The organism is Acidisoma sp. S159 (assembly GCF_009766125.1).
Taxonomy (GTDB): domain Bacteria; phylum Pseudomonadota; class Alphaproteobacteria; order Acetobacterales; family Acetobacteraceae; genus Acidisoma.
Genome location: NZ_LMUG01000002.1, coordinates 112999 through 127800, shown reverse-complemented (window position 1 = coordinate 127800; position 14802 = coordinate 112999). Strand labels below are relative to the sequence as shown.

The window sequence follows — 14802 nt, the reverse complement described above, 5'->3', positions numbered from 1 at the left end:
CCAAATGCGGTGGTGGCATCGTCTCGCCGCGCTGCCGCGCCCGTGTTAGACCCGTGTCATGCTATGGGGAAAGATCATCGGCGGCGTCGCCGGCTTCGCAGTCGGTGGCCCGATCGGCGGAGTTGTGGGCGCCGCATTGGGCCATGCCGCGGATGCCGGGATGATCCCCGGCATGCAATCGGCCCTGCAAGGCTTCAAACCGAAGCGTGATTCGGGCCCGAGCCCGCTTAGCTCGGCCCGCTTCGCCGCCATGCTAGGCCGCCGCGATCAAGTTTTCGCCATCGGCGCCGTCACCCTCTCGGCCAAGCTCGCCAAATGCGACGGACCGGTCAACCGGCTGGAAATCGACGCCTTCAAGCGCGCCTTCCACGTGCCGGCGCATAATGTGGCGGAGGTCGGACGCATGTTCGATGCGGCCCGCAAAAGCCCGGCCGGGTTCGAGCCCTTCGCGCAGGAACTCACACTCGCCTTCGAGGCCGACAATCGCGTGGTCCTGGAGGAAGTGCTGCGGGCGCTTTTCGCGATCGCGCGGGCGGATGGCGCGGTCAACCAGCAGGAGATCGCCTTCCTTGCCCAGGTCCACCGGCTGTTCCGGCTCGACCGGTTTTCCTGGGACCAGGCGATGGGGGGCACTTCGGATCGCGCCCGTGCCTCGGAGGACGGCAATCCCTATACGGAGCTTGGCCTGACCCGCAACGCGACCGACGCTGAGCTGCGGGAAGCGCGGAAGCGGCTGATGCGGGAGTTCCACCCCGACGGGCTGGCCGCGCGTGGTGTGCCGGTGGAGTTCATCGCCCGGGCGACACAGCGGGCGGCCCGGATCAACGCCGCCTGGGACCGCATCAAGCGCGAGCGCGGCCTTTAGGGCGAGGCTGCTTACCTCTGCGGCTGTTTGCCGCTCAGAAGCCACCGCCCGACATCACAAAACGAAAATAGATCTGGGTAATCACGCGTTGCAGGACGCCCAGCAGCAAAATCGCGACGATCGGGCTGATGTCGATGCTGCCGAGAAACGGGATGATCCGGCGAATCGGGTTGAGAACCGGCGCTGTCACGCGGTTGAGGAAGTCGCCGATCGTCCAGACCAAACGGTTGCGCGTATCGAGGACACCAAAAGAGGCGAGGGTGGTGAAGACCGCCGCCAGGATGATCGCCCAGATATAGAGGCTGATCACCTTCTCGATGAGCCAGTATAGGTCGGATAGTAAGTCGGCACCCATGGTTCTCGGTCTTCCTTAGCGGTCGCGGCGGACCCTAACGAGCCTGACCGGGGGCTGCAACACGGCCACTCGGGGAGCGTGCTTGACAGCAGGTCGGCACCTGACCATGTTCCGCGCCCGGCGGGATGGGGCTGTAGCTCAGCTGGGAGAGCGCGTCGTTCGCAATGACGAGGTCAGGGGTTCGATCCCCCTCAGCTCCACCATTCCGCCGGTTTAACCCATTCATAACGTTCCGTGATTGCGCCGCGATCGTTTGCTCGCGCGCATTTTTAGTTCGTGCGTTGCGGACGTAAAATTGGACGATCCGCCGAATGGTTAACTTTCCCTGAACGGACTTTGCTGCCACTGCTTGCATGCAACCTGTCACGCGAACGCAGGAGGGTCCCTCTGAGCTACATGAACGCGGGACAACCACGCTACACGCGTCGTCTGTCTGACAAGGTCCTCATTGCCTTTCATCAGGCTTGCGACCAGGAGGAATTCGAGATCGCGGAGCAACTGCTTCAGATCTTGGAGACCATCCTTGTGCATCGCCCCATCCATGTGAAGGCTGATCGGCGCAGATCGATGGATACGCTTGTCGCAGCTCACGAACGGCTCTGGCATTTGCGGAACGTCCAAAGCGAGTCTTGAGGCAACCGCGCGCTGCGATCATCTCGAAGCGACCCACGTTCTGACCCCCGGCGCGGGTCGCGTATGCGCGACCGCAAGCCACCGGGCATAGCGCTCATGTATTCACGGCGCCGTTGCTTAACGAGGAACCAGCGATTGTCGGGAAATCGGAAGAATCGGCAGGCGGAGCTTCCCTTCGTCTGAGAAAGCTCCGCCCATTAGCTACTTCAGATGCTGCGCGAGGTGCTTGTTCATCTCGAACATCGTCACCTTGTCCTTGCCGAAGACCTTGCGAAGCTTGTCGTCGGCCAGAATTTCGCGTTTGTTTTCAGGGTTCTGCAGGTTATGGGACTTGATGTATTCCCAGACCTTGCTCACCACCTCGCCGCGCGAGAGGGTTCCCTGCCCGACCACCTCGGCCAGCTCAGCGGAAGGCTTGAGTGGCTGCTGAAGCGCATTCGGCTTCTTTCCAGCGGCCGCGGCTGGCGCGGCCTTGGCGGCGGCCTTGGGAGCGGCTTTCGCGGGAGCCTTAGGGGCGGTCTTGTCTGGCATAAAGTTTCCTCATCGACGAATGGTGTGCCCTTATCCTTCACCCCGATTGCGGCGGCAACAAGCCTCCGTCGCGGCGATGTGTCTTCGGGCTTGAAAAGCAAGCTGGTTGTGCCTGCGCATCCAGCTAGTCCTTCTCAGGCCATTCCCTCGACCAAATCAAGAGGAGCTTCCACATCCGCGCAGTTAACTGGTGTTCCATGCCAACCTTCCGCATGCTTTTGCCAGTAAAGTGACTTGATTCGCACACTGATCGGCCATGGGCGGCCATCGGCCCTCATTTTGTCCCCTGCATCGATGTTGCCGACTCGGGAGCATGGCACCACCCCGGCGGCCGTGGTCGAGCCAAACTCCTCATCCGCCCCCATGAGATCCTCGATTCGCACAAATTGACCGCCGAAAAAGAAGTTTACGCGCAGCACGCGACCTAAGCGGTGAGTCGGTCTAGTACCGTCCCCAGAAAGCGGTCGCAGGCCTCGAGTTCGGGGCGGGTGATGAATTCGTCGGCCTTGTGGGCGCGATCGATCGAGCCGGGGCCGCAGACAACGGTAGGCAAGTTCAGTTGCTCGCTGATCAGCCCGGCCTCGGTGCCGAAACCCAGCCGGATCTCGCTCGCGTCGCCGGTAGCTGCCTTGGCGAGAGCGACGATTTCGGCATCCGGATCGGGCTCCGCGAGGCCGGGATATGCGCTTGTCACTGAAATCTCGATGGCGGCGGCATGACCCTCGGCACGCGGAGAGCGCAGCCGCTGTTCCGCCCCGTCGCGCAGACGGTCGAGCAAGGCGGCGCCGTCCTCGCCGGGAAGCAGCCGCAATTCGAAGGCGAGCGCGCAGCGGTCCGGCACGATATTCAGCGCCGTGCCGCCCTGGATGGTGCCGACTTGGACCGTGCTGAACGGCACCTCATACGATTCGTCCCGTCTGCCTTGTGACGAAAGCCAGGATTGCAAAGCCTCGATCTCACTCACGATACCGGCGGCAAGGCCGATCGCGTTGTAGCCGAGGAAAGGGTTGGCGCTATGCGCGGCCTCGCCACGGCAAACGGCCTCGGCCGCGATCTTGCCCTTGTGGCCGGTCGCGACCCGCAGTCCGGTCGGTTCGCCGACGATGCAACCGGCGGCGCGGAAGCCTTCTGCCGCGAGAACCCGCAGCAGGGAGCGGATGCCGACGCAGCCGATTTCCTCGTCATGCGACAGCATGAGGTGCAGGGGCCGGGCGAGCTTCCGCCGGCCGGCCGCCTCGCCGACCGTCAGCATCGCCGCGAGAAAGCCCTTCATGTCGGTGGCGCCGCGCGCATGCAGCCGCCCGTTTTCTTCGCGGAGGGTGAAGGGATCGCTGGTCCATGGCTGTCCCTCAACCGGAACCACGTCGCAATGGGCCGAGAGCACGATGCCATCGGGTGTGTCCGGCCCGTAGCTTGCGAGGAGACTGACTCTATCGGGCTCGTCCCCGGGAATGAGGCGAATGCGGGCGGAGGTCGCGCGCAGGTAGTCGGCCACCCACGTGACGATCGGCTCATTGGGGCGGCGGCTGAGGCTGGGGAAACCGACGAGGTGACCCAGCGTCGCAACCGTATCTCTCATTCCGACGTGCCTCACAGCCTTGCCTCACGTTAACACCATCGCATTCTCGTGGCATGCCACGCTTCCGCCCGATGCGGGATGGCATTAGCCAGGGCGAGGGCAAGCAATGGAGGCACGTGTGGTCAAAGCAGCGGTGATCGACGACTGGCAACGGATCGCCCGGGCCAGCGCCGACTGGTCGGCCCTGTCGGAAAAGGCCGAGGTCGTGTTCTTCGCCGAAGCCTTCGAGAGCGAGGATGCCGCCGTATCGGCGCTGGCCGAGTTCGAGATCATCCTGTCGATGCGTGAGAGAACGCCGATGCCCGCATCCCTGATCGCACGTTTGCCAGCGCTGCGGATGTTGGGAATCACCGGGGCAAAGAACGCGTCACTCGACGTCGATGCCTGTACGGCGCGCGGCATTTTGGTCTGCAACACGGTCAGCGATGGAAAGGGAGCAGCGGCAACGGCCGAGCTCGCGCTTGGCCTGCTCATCGCGGCAGCACGCGGCATCGCTGTGGGAGATGCGACGATGCGGCGGGGTGGCTTTCAGGAAGGCGTGCCAGTCGGGATTGGGCTTGCGGGCAAAACGCTTGGAGTGATCGGACTTGGGCGGCTCGGCGGCCTCATGGCCCGTTATGGCCGCGCTCTCGACATGACGGTCCTCGCCTGGAGCCAGAACCTCACCCCGGAAGCGGCGGAGGCGGCCGGGGCGGAATACGCCACGAAGAATGATCTGCTCGCCCGGTCGGATGCGATCAGCCTGCATCTCGTCTTGTCACCACGGAGCCGCGGCATCATCGGGGCGGCGGAGATCGCCCGCATGAAGCCGGGCGCGATCCTCGTCAACACCTCGCGCGGGCCGCTCGTGGATGAGGAGGCTCTGATGGAAGCGGTGAGCGCGAAGCGTATCGTCGCGGCGCTCGATGTCTTCGACCGGGAGCCGCTGCCCTCGGACCATCCGCTGCGCCGAGCGAAGAACACTGTGCTGATGCCGCATCTCGGCTATGGCGTCGCGGAGACCTGGGCCGCTTTCTATCCGCAGAGCGTGGAGAATGCGCTGGCTTTCCTCGATGGGCATCCGGTCAGGATGGTCAATCCGGAAGCGGTGAAGTCTTGATCAGACTAACCCGTCGCCGGACCCCAGGACAGATCCGCCACCTGGTCGCGAATCATCTTGATGACGAGTCGCGTCGCCGCGGTCATCGGGCGTTGCGTCGCTGTCGCGAGCATGAGCTGCCGGGTGAGGGTAGGCGCCGCGATTCGCCACCAGCGTAGCCGGCCCGCTGCGATGCGCGGCTCGGTCGCGGCATAGCAGAGGATGGTGTAGCCGACGCCTGCCTCGACCAGGCCTAGGGTTGAGGCCATTGCATCCATCTCGTGCTCGATGCGCAGCGTGACGCCGAGCCGGCTCATCGCCTGATCGACCTGCATGCGCAGCCCATGCGGCCTCGCCGGCATGATGAGGGGCACCTGCGCCAGCCGCTCGGCGGTGATGGAGCCGTTGCCGACGCCCGCCGGGTCCGACATCGGGCCGAGCAGGATCAAATCCTCTTCGAGCAATGGCTCGGTTAGCAGGGTTGGGTGACGCGGCGCGTTGTAGACGACGCCGATATCGACGCGTCCGTTTGCCAGCCATTCCAGGACATGGCCGCTGAAGCCCTCGACGACATGCAGGGAGATCGCCGGATAAAATTCCCGGCAGCGCTGCACCAAAGGAACCGTCAGCACCCAGCCGATCGAGGGTGGCATCGCGATGGCGACTTTGCCGCTCGGCGAAGTCCGTCGCGCGGCCATCTCGCCGATAATGCGGTCGGCGACTTCAACCATGCTGCGGGCATGGGTTGCGAGAACCTCGCCGGCGTCGGAGAGGACGATGCCGCGGCCGTTGCGGTAAAACAGCTCCTCACCCAGTTCCTCCTCGAGAAACTTGACTTGCCGGCTTAACACCGGCTGGGTCAGCGACAGCTTGACTGCAGCCTTCGAGAAGCTGCCGGCATCGGCAACGGATAGAAAATATCGGAGCTGTTTCAGTTCCAAGCGGGTTCCAGTCGGTAAACGCTAAGCTTGGCCCATCCGCGCCACTCCTGTCGCGGTGATCATAGCTGCTATAGCCGCCGCGCAATCTGGCACGGGACCAGCCGCGCCGCTAGCCTTCCGACCATGCAAGGGTCCGCTAAGTGCCCGGGAAACATTCGAGCAGGCGCATCTCGCGCCTATTTCCATCCGATTGGACAAATGGGCATGGGATTATGCGTCACGCCGCCCGGCGTTGGCGCAGGATTCCGGGAGAAGCCGCAGCGACCGCGGCTCGGCGACAGGATACGTCGCCGCCGCAGGCTGATATGCCGCTTGTGGCGATGGTGATGCGGGCGAGAGGCGAATAGGCCGGGGCGGCAAGCGCCGCAGGGGGTAGAAGTGTCAGGTCAGCAACTAGGCTTTGTCGGCGTCGGCCGCATGGGCGGTTTCATGACGCAACGGCTGCTCGCTGCGGGGCATGCCGTAGTCGTCACAGACCCCAGCTCCGCTGTGGTGGACGCGCTCGTCAGAGAGGGCGCCACGCGCGCCGGCTCTCCCGCAGAGGTCGCCGCCGCCTCGGATATCGTTTTCGCCAGCCTGCCGAGCCCGGCCGTGGTGCAGAAGGTCGCACTGGGCGAGGACGGTGTGGCCCATGGCGGCCGCGCCAAGATCTTCGTCGATCTCTCCACCACCGGCTCGCGCGTCGCATCGAGCGTCGCGGAGGGTTTGCGCGAACATGGCATCATCTCGGTCGATGCCCCGGTCAGCGGCGGGATCAAGGGCGCCAAGAACGGCACTCTGGCGGTGATGGTTTCCTGCCCGAAGGCGAGCTATGGCGAGGTCGAAGCGCTGCTCGCGATTTTCGGCAAACTCTTCTACATCGGCGAAAAGCCGGGTTCGGCGCAGACCCTCAAGCTGATCAACAATCTTCTGGCGGCCTGTGCCATGGCGATCTCCGCCGAAGGCATGGTGATGGGCATGAAGGCGGGGCTTGACCCCAAGGTGATGATCGACGTCATCAATGTCAGCAGCGGTCGCAACAGCGCGATCCAGGACAAGTTCCCCAAATCCGTGCTGGAGGGGACTTTCGATTACGGCTTCATGACTGGGCTATCCTACAAGGATGTGCGCCTTTGCCTGGATGAGGCTGAGGCGATGGGCATTCCGATGCCGGTGGGCGCCATGGTGCGGCAAATGCTGGCGGTGACGAATGCCGTTTATGGGCCGGAGTCCGATTTCACATCCATGGTCCGGAATATCGAGACCTGGGCGGGAGTGGAGGTGCGCGCGTGATGGATGGCATGCAGACATTTGATGCAGGCGTTCCGCTTTGTCGCGGCATCGCGCATGCGGCTCTGACCGCGACAATTCCGCGCGCCGCCGAAGCGGCCGAGAAGCTGCGCATCTGCCTGCTCGATTTCCTCACCTGCGCGCTGGAATCTCGGGATTTGCCGATTTCGGTGCAGGCCATCCGATTCGCGACCATAGAGCAGGGCGCGGCGCCGGTTCTCGGCACCGCGCATCGCGCGCCGGTGCCGCAAGCGGCCTTCGCCAATGCGGTGATGGGGCATGGGCTGGTGCGGGAGGATATGCATACCGGCAGCATCAGCCACCTTGGCGTCGTCATCATGCCGACATTGCTGGCGCTTGCGGCGCGCCGCCCTGTCAGCGGGCGCGACTTCATCGAGGCGGCAATTCTTGGCTATGAGGCGGGCGGGCGTTTTGGCCGCGCGCTGATCACCTCGGAATTCGCACGCTTCTTCCGCCCGACCGGGTTCGCGGGGCCGGTCGCGGCGGCAATCGCGGGGTCGCGGATGATGGGGCTCAGCGAGGAGGAAACGGCGAGTGCACTGTCCCTCGCGGTCAATACCTTGAGTGGCCTCAACGAATGGCCTGCGACGGGTAGCGACGAGATGTTTTTCCATGCCGGTTTCGCGGCGCGCAATTCCGTGACTTCGGTCGAGTTGGCGGCGCTCGGCGCGCGATCCTCCGAACGCGTGCTGGACGGCGCGGCGGGGCTTTTCGCGGCCTATCGACCGGGCAACCCGATCCCCGCCATCACGCTGTTTGCGGATGATACGCCGGAGATCCTGAGCGTCTATAACAAGCCGGTTCCTGCCTGTAACTTCGCTCAAACGCCGTGCCAGGTGATGCTGCTATTGGCACGCGAGGACGGGGTTCGCCCCGGCGATGTGCAGGCCATTCGCGTGCGCGGCACCCGCGCCATGGTGATGTACCCCGGCTGCGATTATGCGGGACCCTTCGGCCGCATCCTGCAGGCGAAGATGAGCATCCATTTCGGTGTCGCCGCCGCTCTGGCGCATGGTGGCGTCTCCGAAGAAAACTACCGCAGGCTTGACGATCCGGCGATCATACAACTTGCGCAGAAACTCACGGTCGAGGAGGGGGCGGAGTTCACTTCGGCCTATCCGGGCCGGCAGGGTGCCTCCGTTGAAGTAACGCTGAAGGACGGCACCAAGCGTACGCGCAGCCTTCCCGATGTCGTGCCGGCGACGCCAGAGGGTGTCGTGCAGCGTTTCCGCGATGCCGCCTCCGCGATCCTTGGTGGCAGCAAGGCGGCGGCGCTGGAGGAGGCTGTATCGCGTCTGGAGAAGCTGGACGATGTCGGCGTTATCGCAGCACTGACGCAGAGCTAGAATCAAGGAGAAAGCCATGACCAACGAAGTCTTCGAACGCGGGCTCGAAATTCGCAAGTCGATCCTGGGGGCGGAGTTCGTGGAGAACTCCTTCAAGACCGCTGACGACTTCAACATGCCGATGCAGGAACTCACCACCGAATATTGCTGGGGCGCGATTTGGGGCCGCGATGGTCTGCCGCGCAAGACACGCAGCCTGCTCAACCTCGCGATGATCAGTGCGCTGAACCGGCCGCACGAGCTGAAGATGCATGTGAAAGGCGCGCTGAAGAACGGCGTTTCGAAGGACGAAATTCGGGAGGTCTTTCTGCAGGTCGCGGTCTATTGCGGCATTCCCGCAGGCGTCGACGCTTTCCGCATCGCTCGCGAAGTCTTCGCCGAAGAAGCTAAAGCGGGCTGATCCAGAGCGAGGCGCGGTGCATGCCCGATAGCCTGCCCACCTACGAACTCTACGCCATTCGCTACGCGACCCGCGAGGGCCGTCGCGCCGATAACTTCCTTGGCGGCGATCCGCATGATGGGCCGATGCGGATGGATTATTTCGTGTGGGTGGCGATCGGTGCGGAGCGTAGCTTCGTGATCGATTCCGGCTTCACCGCGGAAATGGCGGTGAAGCGCAAACGCGAATTTCTGCGCGATCCGATCGAGGCACTATCTCTGGTTGGGCTTTCCGCAGAGACGGTGAAGGATGTGGTGCTGACACATCTGCACTACGATCACGTCGGCAATTTCGACAAGTTTTCTGTGGCGCAGTTCCATCTCCAGGAGCCGGAGATTCACTACGCCACCGGCCGCTATATGCGGCATCCCTTCCTCAACCATGCCTTTGAGGTCGAGGATGTTGTTGGCATCGTGCGGTTGAATTATGGCGGCCGGGTGACCTTCTATCGCGGCAATGACGAACTGGCGCCGGGCATTACCTTGCACCTCGCGAGCGGACATTCGGGCGGGCTGCAATTTCTTCGGGTCAATACCCAGCGCGGCTGGGTCGTTCTGGCTTCCGATGTTCTGCACTATTTCGAGAACATGGATAGTGGGCGGCCCTTCACGACGGTCTTCCATGCAGGTGATGCCGTTGAGGCTTTCGATCTCGTGCGGCGCCAGGCAGCGGGAAGGGACTACATTATTCCCGGGCATGATCCTCTGGTGATGGCGCTTTATCCGCCACCGCGCCCCGAACTCGAAGGCATCATCGCCCGCCTGGATGTGCCGCCACGTCAGAGTGCCTTCTGAAACGGAGTGTCTTTGGTTCGAACCGTGCTCATTCCACCACGTCATGCTCGGCGAAGGCCGCGCATCCGCGCCTTGCTTGCTTAGAAAAGAGAAGGTGTGGATGGCACGGGGTGCCCCGCACGCCTTCGCGTGCCATGACGGATCTTTGGGTCGCGGTTAAGCACTAAATCAATATGCGCCGCCAATGAAAGGCGGCCAGTCAATTGGGGAAACGAACGATGCGCATTCCAGACCTGTCCGACAAGAAGCTGATCGATCGCCATCTCGATCGTCTCGATACGCGTGGCGTGTCGCGTCGGGACTTTGTGCAGTTGGTGACGGCGGGTGTCGCGGTCGGTGCCGCCGCGCGCACGCTTGGGCTGCCGACGGCCGCGATCGCGGCGCCCAGTGGCAAGATCGCCTATATGTATTTCTCCTCTCGCCTGCAATATTGCCTGACGGTGAAGAAGTCAGTCGAGGACACAACGGCCGCTCTCAAGATCGGCAGCACCTCGGCGGATGCAGAGCTGAACAGCGAACATCAGCTCGATCAATACGAGCAACTGGCAGCCGCCGGTGGTTTGGGCGGCGTCATCCTCAACGCGCCGGACGGCAGCAACATCAAACGCATCGCGAAGCTGGCGGGACAGAATAAAACCTGGGTCGCCAATGTCTGGGCGACGGAGCCGTGGTTCACGCCCTTCGATGCCAGCGAATACTACACCTACTACGCGGATCCGGACGACTATCATGCGGCCTTTGAAGTCACCACAAAGCTGCTGACCGAGATCAAGAAGAAGACTGGCAAGGGCGGCAAAATCATCGGCCTGACCGGTATTCCCGGTTTCATCACTGATCTTCTGCGCACGCGGGGCCGCAACGATGCCTTCAAGGCGTTCCCGGAATTCACGCTGGTCGATGACCTGCCCGGAAACTTCAACATGGAAGATGGAAACAAGGCCGCGCAGGATCTACTCACCCGGCATCCCGACGCGGTCGGCATCTACGCCGCCAATGACGAGGAGGCCGCAGGCGCCATCGCCGCGCTCAAAACCGCCGGGCTCAAAGCAGGCGACGACGTGCTCATCGTTTCCGCCGGAGACGGCAATCCCGAAGCGGCCTCGGCCATCAAACGCGGCCAGTTGGTGGCGACGGCGGCGAATGTCCCGCAGTTCATGGGCGCGATGATGACGACGCGGCTTTATGACGTCATGAATGGCTGGCAGCCCCGCGCCCCGGAGCGGATGATGCATTGGGGTTCGAAGATGATGACGCTCGACAATGTCGATACCTATCTCGAGCGTTACGTGAACAACGGCGATGTCGCGCCCTTCGACTATCGCCTGATGTCTAAAGTCTTGCATCCGAAGGATTGGGACCCGCAGGATCTGATGACGCCGCTCGACATGGATGTCGAATGGCAGGGCATCAAGAAGCCGGCGAATTGGGAATATCCCAAGGCCTATATGGATGCGCGGCAAAACGGCCAGTCGCAGGCGGTGGCGGACGAATATAAGGCGCACTACAAGATCGACATGTTCGGCCCCTCGCCGATGAAGAAGGGCTGAGCCAAACCCGCCGGACGCGCGCATGACGGATCTGCTTCGCATCGAAGGCGTGTCGAAAAGCTTCGGGCCTATTCCGGTGCTTCATGACGTGACGATGGCCGTGCCCCCCAGATCGATCATCGGTCTGGTCGGGGAAAACGGTGCGGGCAAATCGACCCTGTTCAATATCGTCACCGGCCTCGAGCGCGCCGATGCGGGGACGATGAGGCTGAAGGGGAGTGACTACCGGCCCCAGAGTTTCGCTGACGCCTTCGCGCGCGGTGTGACGCGCGTCTTTCAGGAGCAGGCGCTGGTCGCGAATATTCCCGTCTACGAAAACCTGGTTCTGTCACAGGAGCATCGCTTCACGCGGCTGGGTCAGTTTCTCGACAAGCGGGCGATGATCGCGGTGGCGGAGAAGATCGTCGAGGATGCCGGGCTCGATGTCGATGTCCGCCGCGTCACCAGCGGCTACGATTTTTCCAAGCGCCAGGCGATCGAGATCGCGCGCGCCTGTCTGGCGCCGCGCCATCTCCTCGGGCTCGAGGATCCGGTCGTTTTGCTGGACGAGCCGACCTCGGCGCTGGATCGCGAGGACGAGACGGCCTTTTTCGATCTGCTCCTGCGGCTGAAAGCCCAGGCCTCCTTCGTTTTCGTCTCGCACCGCCTTTCGGAAGTGCGGGCGGTGAGTGACGCCATGCATGTGATGCGGGACGGCAGGCTTTCGGAAAAGCTCGACCCGAAGACGACCGGGGAGACGGATATCTACGCGCTGATGGTCGGGCGGGAGCGCTCCGACGACTATTATCATGTCGCACGCCAGCAACAGGCCGTAGCCAAGCCCATGCTTTGCAGCGTGAAGGGCCTCAAGGGTCGCGGCTTCAACGGGATCTCCTTCGATGTCCGCGAGGGCGAGATCATCGGGCTGGGCGGTTTGCTCGATTCCGGCAAATCCGCTTTCGGCAAGGCGCTCGCGGGAGTCGAGCCGCCTGCGGAAGGCACCATCGCGCTGGCCGGGGCCGCTGCCCGGCTGCCGCGCATCGCGCAGCTGATCCGCCAGGGCGTCGGCTACGTTCCGGCCGAGCGGCTGGTGGAGGGGATCATTCCGAACCTCTCGCTCGCCATCAACCTGTCGCTGCCGAGCGCCGACCGCTTCTCGCATCTTGGTGTCTGGCGCTTGCGGCGCGAGCGGCGCGCCGCTGAACGTGCTGTGCGGGAAATGGGCATACGCTCCGGCTCGCCAGGTGGGCCGTTGCGCAACCTCTCCGGCGGCAACCAGCAGAAAGTGGTGCTCGCGCGCTGGCTGCAGCGGAACCTCAAGCTGCTCGTGCTCGACAATCCGACACGCGGTGTGGACGCCGGCGCCAAGGAGGAAATCTACGCGCATATTCGCGGGCTGACGGAGCAGGGCGTTGGCATCGTGCTGATCACCGACGAACTCATCGAGCTGATCGGCCTCTCGAACCGCATCCTGATCATGCAGCGCGGGAGGGTGGTGGCCGAAATCGCCGCGCCGGTCGAGGCGAAACCCACCGAACACGACCTCATTCCGCATATGCTGCCCAGCGCCGCTTGAGAGATTCCCAGAGCATGTCACAGACGAGCCCGTCTCGCCCCACGCCGCCGAATGCCGTCTGGCAATCCCTCAGGGCCAATCGCGGCATGTGGCTGCCGATTTTGGTGGTGGTCGGGCTGATCGTCGTCTTTGGCATCGCGTCGCCGCCCTTCCTGAGCTGGCGGAATTTCTCGGCCATCACCGGCGAGGCCGCGACACTGCTCATCGCTTCGCTGGGCGCGAGTTTCGTGATCCTGATGGGCAGCATCGACCTCTCCGTGGGCGCGATCGTGCTGCTGGTCGGCTCGGTCTGCGTGAGCCTTCTCGCCAATCACGATTACGGCTTGATGATTTTGCCGCTGGCGGCGCTGCTCGGCGCGATCTGTGGCGGCGTGAACGGCACCATCTGCGTCGCTGGGCGCGTGCCGAGTTTCGTGGTGACCTTAGGCACGCTCTCGATCTTCACCGGCATGGCGCTGAGCATCCTCAGCGGCCGTGCGATCATGTTCGATTCCGATGTGCTCGATACGCTCTCGACCGGGCAACTGATCCGCCACCTGCCCAATATCGCGCTCTGCGCTTTGGTGCTGTGGTTCATCTGTGTTGCGATCGGCATCTGGACCAAGTTCGGCCGCTTCGCGCTGGTGATCGGCGGCGGGGAGATCGTGGCCCGGACGGCGGGGTTGCCAGTGGGGCGCTACAAGATCGCCTCTTTCACCTTCTCGGGTCTGATGGCGGGCATCGCCGCGGTTTTCGCCATGTCACGGCTAGGCGCAGTCGGCCCGACCTTGGGCCAGGATCTGCTGCTCAACACCATTGCCGCGATTGTTGTGGGCGGCACGTCGTTGGCGGGCGGTATCGGCGGCGTGCATCGCACCTTTATCGGCGTCGCGATTATCGCGCTGCTGAATAACGGCCTCAACCTGCTCGGTGTCGGGCCTTATTGGCAGATGGTCATCAAAGGCGCGGTCGTGGTGGGCGCCGTTCTGGTCGGCCAGGATCGCCTGCTGAGCCGCATCGTTAAATAGCGGGGCGGCGTGCCCCACAACTTCGGAGAGCCGCATGAATGTGACCTATGACTTCTCGGGCAAAACCGCGCTCATCATCGGTGGCACCAGCGGCATCGGTCGCGCCACGTCGCTCGCCTTCGCCCAAGCTGGCGCCAACGTCTTCGTCGCCGGCATCGGCGCCGCCGAGGGTGCCAGCCTAAAGGAGGAAATTGCTCGCACCACCAAGGTTGGGGTCGAGTTCTCCGAGGTCGATGTCCGTCGCGATGCCGAGGTCAAGGCGCTGGTGGAGCGCGCCGCCGCCCGTTTCGGCCGCATCGACATCGCCTTCAACAATGCCGGCATCCCCGGCAAGACCGCACTGGTTCACGAGCTGGACGAGGCGGATTTCGACCAGATCGTCGATGTGAACCTCAAGGGCATTTTCCTCGGCCTGAAATATCAGGTGCCGCACATGCTCGCGCATGGCGGTGGCGCGATCGTGAATACCTCGTCGTTGTTCGGTGTCATGGGCTTTGCCACCACGGCGGTTTATTGCGCGTCCAAATGGGGGGTGATTGGGCTGACCAATTCGGTGGCGCTGGAAGTCGCGAAGAAAAATATCCGCGTCAATGCCATCGCTCCCGGTTCCGTGATGACGCCGCTGCTCACCAATATGTTCGGCAGCGAGCAGGGGGCCAAGGACACGGTCATCCCCCTGATCCCGATGGGCCGCATCAGCGACCCGAAGGAAATCGCCCAGCTGGTGCTGTTCCTGAGCTCCGACGCCGCGTCCTTCATCACCGGGCAGGCGGTCGTTATTGACGGCGGCGGTTTCGTCGCGAATGCTTGAGTCCGAAGCTGGCCAATAGGCCGGCGCAAAG

The 14802-nt window shown here is 63.4% G+C and carries 15 protein-coding genes, 1 tRNA gene and 1 pseudogene; 12 read left to right on the top strand and 5 right to left on the bottom strand.

Features of this window, described 5'->3' with window-relative positions; all coding sequences use genetic code 11:
• Positions 1–58: 58 nt before the first annotated feature.
• On the top strand, positions 59–865 hold the full coding sequence (locus GSQ92_RS00820) for a TerB family tellurite resistance protein (protein WP_159012826.1): 807 nt from the start codon (positions 59–61) through the stop codon (positions 863–865).
• Between the two features lie 34 nt (positions 866–899).
• On the opposite strand, the gene GSQ92_RS00815 is transcribed toward GSQ92_RS00820, so the two are convergent.
• Complete coding sequence (locus tag GSQ92_RS00815) at positions 900–1220, bottom strand: YggT family protein (RefSeq protein WP_158800996.1); 321 nt, start codon at positions 1218–1220, stop codon at positions 900–902.
• A 127-nt stretch (positions 1221–1347) separates the two neighbouring features.
• On the opposite strand from GSQ92_RS00815, the gene GSQ92_RS00810 reads away from it, so the two are divergent.
• Positions 1348–1423, top strand: a tRNA-Ala gene (locus GSQ92_RS00810).
• A 631-nt stretch (positions 1424–2054) separates the two neighbouring features.
• On the opposite strand, the gene GSQ92_RS00805 is transcribed toward GSQ92_RS00810, so the two are convergent.
• From GSQ92_RS00805 to argE, 3 genes are all read right to left on the bottom strand, one after another.
• Positions 2055–2384, bottom strand: coding sequence for an SWIB/MDM2 domain-containing protein (locus GSQ92_RS00805; protein WP_158800995.1), 330 nt, complete (start codon positions 2382–2384; stop codon positions 2055–2057).
• A 134-nt stretch (positions 2385–2518) separates the two neighbouring features.
• Positions 2519–2803, bottom strand: coding sequence for a hypothetical protein (locus GSQ92_RS00800; RefSeq protein WP_158800994.1), 285 nt, complete (start codon positions 2801–2803; stop codon positions 2519–2521).
• A 5-nt stretch (positions 2804–2808) separates the two neighbouring features.
• Entirely contained in the window at positions 2809–3963 is a 1155-nt protein-coding gene (gene argE, locus GSQ92_RS00795) for an acetylornithine deacetylase (protein WP_159012825.1), read from the bottom strand.
• Positions 3964–4081: 118 nt separating this feature from the next.
• On the opposite strand from argE, the gene GSQ92_RS00790 reads away from it, so the two are divergent.
• Positions 4082–5062: a D-2-hydroxyacid dehydrogenase family protein gene (locus GSQ92_RS00790; RefSeq protein WP_158800992.1), complete on the top strand. Its 981-nt coding sequence runs from the start codon at positions 4082–4084 to the stop codon at positions 5060–5062.
• A 5-nt stretch (positions 5063–5067) separates the two neighbouring features.
• On the opposite strand, the gene GSQ92_RS00785 is transcribed toward GSQ92_RS00790, so the two are convergent.
• Complete coding sequence (locus tag GSQ92_RS00785) at positions 5068–5982, bottom strand: LysR substrate-binding domain-containing protein (RefSeq protein WP_158800991.1); 915 nt, start codon at positions 5980–5982, stop codon at positions 5068–5070.
• A gap of 363 nt (positions 5983–6345) precedes the next feature.
• Between GSQ92_RS00785 and GSQ92_RS31350 the strand changes: the two are divergent.
• From GSQ92_RS31350 to GSQ92_RS00745, 9 genes and pseudogenes are all read left to right on the top strand, one after another.
• Positions 6346–6831, top strand: a pseudogene (locus GSQ92_RS31350) (NAD(P)-dependent oxidoreductase); the annotation flags it as partial.
• Entirely contained in the window at positions 6811–7254 is a 444-nt protein-coding gene (locus tag GSQ92_RS31345; RefSeq protein WP_256367066.1) for an NAD-binding protein, read from the top strand. The pseudogene GSQ92_RS31350 and the gene GSQ92_RS31345, both read left to right, overlap by 21 nt.
• Before the next feature lie 8 nt (positions 7255–7262).
• Positions 7263–8618, top strand: a complete 1356-nt coding sequence (locus tag GSQ92_RS00775) for an MmgE/PrpD family protein (RefSeq protein ID WP_159012823.1) — start codon at positions 7263–7265, stop codon at positions 8616–8618.
• Between the two features lie 16 nt (positions 8619–8634).
• Positions 8635–9018 carry a carboxymuconolactone decarboxylase family protein gene (locus GSQ92_RS00770; RefSeq protein ID WP_158800988.1) on the top strand — a complete coding sequence of 128 codons (384 nt, stop codon included), beginning with the start codon at positions 8635–8637 and terminating at the stop codon, positions 9016–9018.
• Positions 9019–9038: 20 nt separating this feature from the next.
• Entirely contained in the window at positions 9039–9851 is an 813-nt protein-coding gene (locus GSQ92_RS00765) for an N-acyl homoserine lactonase family protein (protein WP_158800987.1), read from the top strand.
• A gap of 218 nt (positions 9852–10069) precedes the next feature.
• Complete coding sequence (locus GSQ92_RS00760; protein ID WP_158800986.1) at positions 10070–11398, top strand: sugar ABC transporter substrate-binding protein; 1329 nt, start codon at positions 10070–10072, stop codon at positions 11396–11398.
• A gap of 22 nt (positions 11399–11420) precedes the next feature.
• Positions 11421–12953 (top strand): sugar ABC transporter ATP-binding protein, encoded by a 1533-nt coding sequence (locus GSQ92_RS00755; RefSeq protein WP_158800985.1) that lies wholly within the window; start codon positions 11421–11423, stop codon positions 12951–12953.
• Between the two features lie 14 nt (positions 12954–12967).
• Positions 12968–13960: an ABC transporter permease gene (locus GSQ92_RS00750; protein ID WP_158800984.1), complete on the top strand. Its 993-nt coding sequence runs from the start codon at positions 12968–12970 to the stop codon at positions 13958–13960.
• A 34-nt stretch (positions 13961–13994) separates the two neighbouring features.
• Entirely contained in the window at positions 13995–14771 is a 777-nt protein-coding gene (locus GSQ92_RS00745) for an SDR family NAD(P)-dependent oxidoreductase (protein ID WP_158800983.1), read from the top strand.
• The last annotated feature ends 31 nt before the right edge of the window (positions 14772–14802 follow it).

What these genes read in the sequence shown, in the direction of transcription:
- GSQ92_RS00765 (WP_158800987.1), top strand. Translation starts at nt 9,039, where the DNA reads ATGCCCGATAGCCTGCCCACCTACGAACTCTACGCCATTCGCTACGCG.
- GSQ92_RS00750 (WP_158800984.1), top strand. Translation starts at nt 12,968, where the DNA reads ATGTCACAGACGAGCCCGTCTCGCCCCACGCCGCCGAATGCCGTCTGG.
- GSQ92_RS00820 (WP_159012826.1), top strand. Translation starts at nt 59, where the DNA reads ATGCTATGGGGAAAGATCATCGGCGGCGTCGCCGGCTTCGCAGTCGGT.
- GSQ92_RS00775 (WP_159012823.1), top strand. Translation starts at nt 7,263, where the DNA reads ATGCAGACATTTGATGCAGGCGTTCCGCTTTGTCGCGGCATCGCGCAT.
- GSQ92_RS00770 (WP_158800988.1), top strand. Translation starts at nt 8,635, where the DNA reads ATGACCAACGAAGTCTTCGAACGCGGGCTCGAAATTCGCAAGTCGATC.
- argE (WP_159012825.1), bottom strand. Translation starts at nt 3,963, where the DNA reads ATGAGAGATACGGTTGCGACGCTGGGTCACCTCGTCGGTTTCCCCAGC.
- GSQ92_RS00745 (WP_158800983.1), top strand. Translation starts at nt 13,995, where the DNA reads ATGAATGTGACCTATGACTTCTCGGGCAAAACCGCGCTCATCATCGGT.
- GSQ92_RS00805 (WP_158800995.1), bottom strand. Translation starts at nt 2,384, where the DNA reads ATGCCAGACAAGACCGCCCCTAAGGCTCCCGCGAAAGCCGCTCCCAAG.
- GSQ92_RS00760 (WP_158800986.1), top strand. Translation starts at nt 10,070, where the DNA reads ATGCGCATTCCAGACCTGTCCGACAAGAAGCTGATCGATCGCCATCTC.
- GSQ92_RS00755 (WP_158800985.1), top strand. Translation starts at nt 11,421, where the DNA reads ATGACGGATCTGCTTCGCATCGAAGGCGTGTCGAAAAGCTTCGGGCCT.
- GSQ92_RS00815 (WP_158800996.1), bottom strand. Translation starts at nt 1,220, where the DNA reads ATGGGTGCCGACTTACTATCCGACCTATACTGGCTCATCGAGAAGGTG.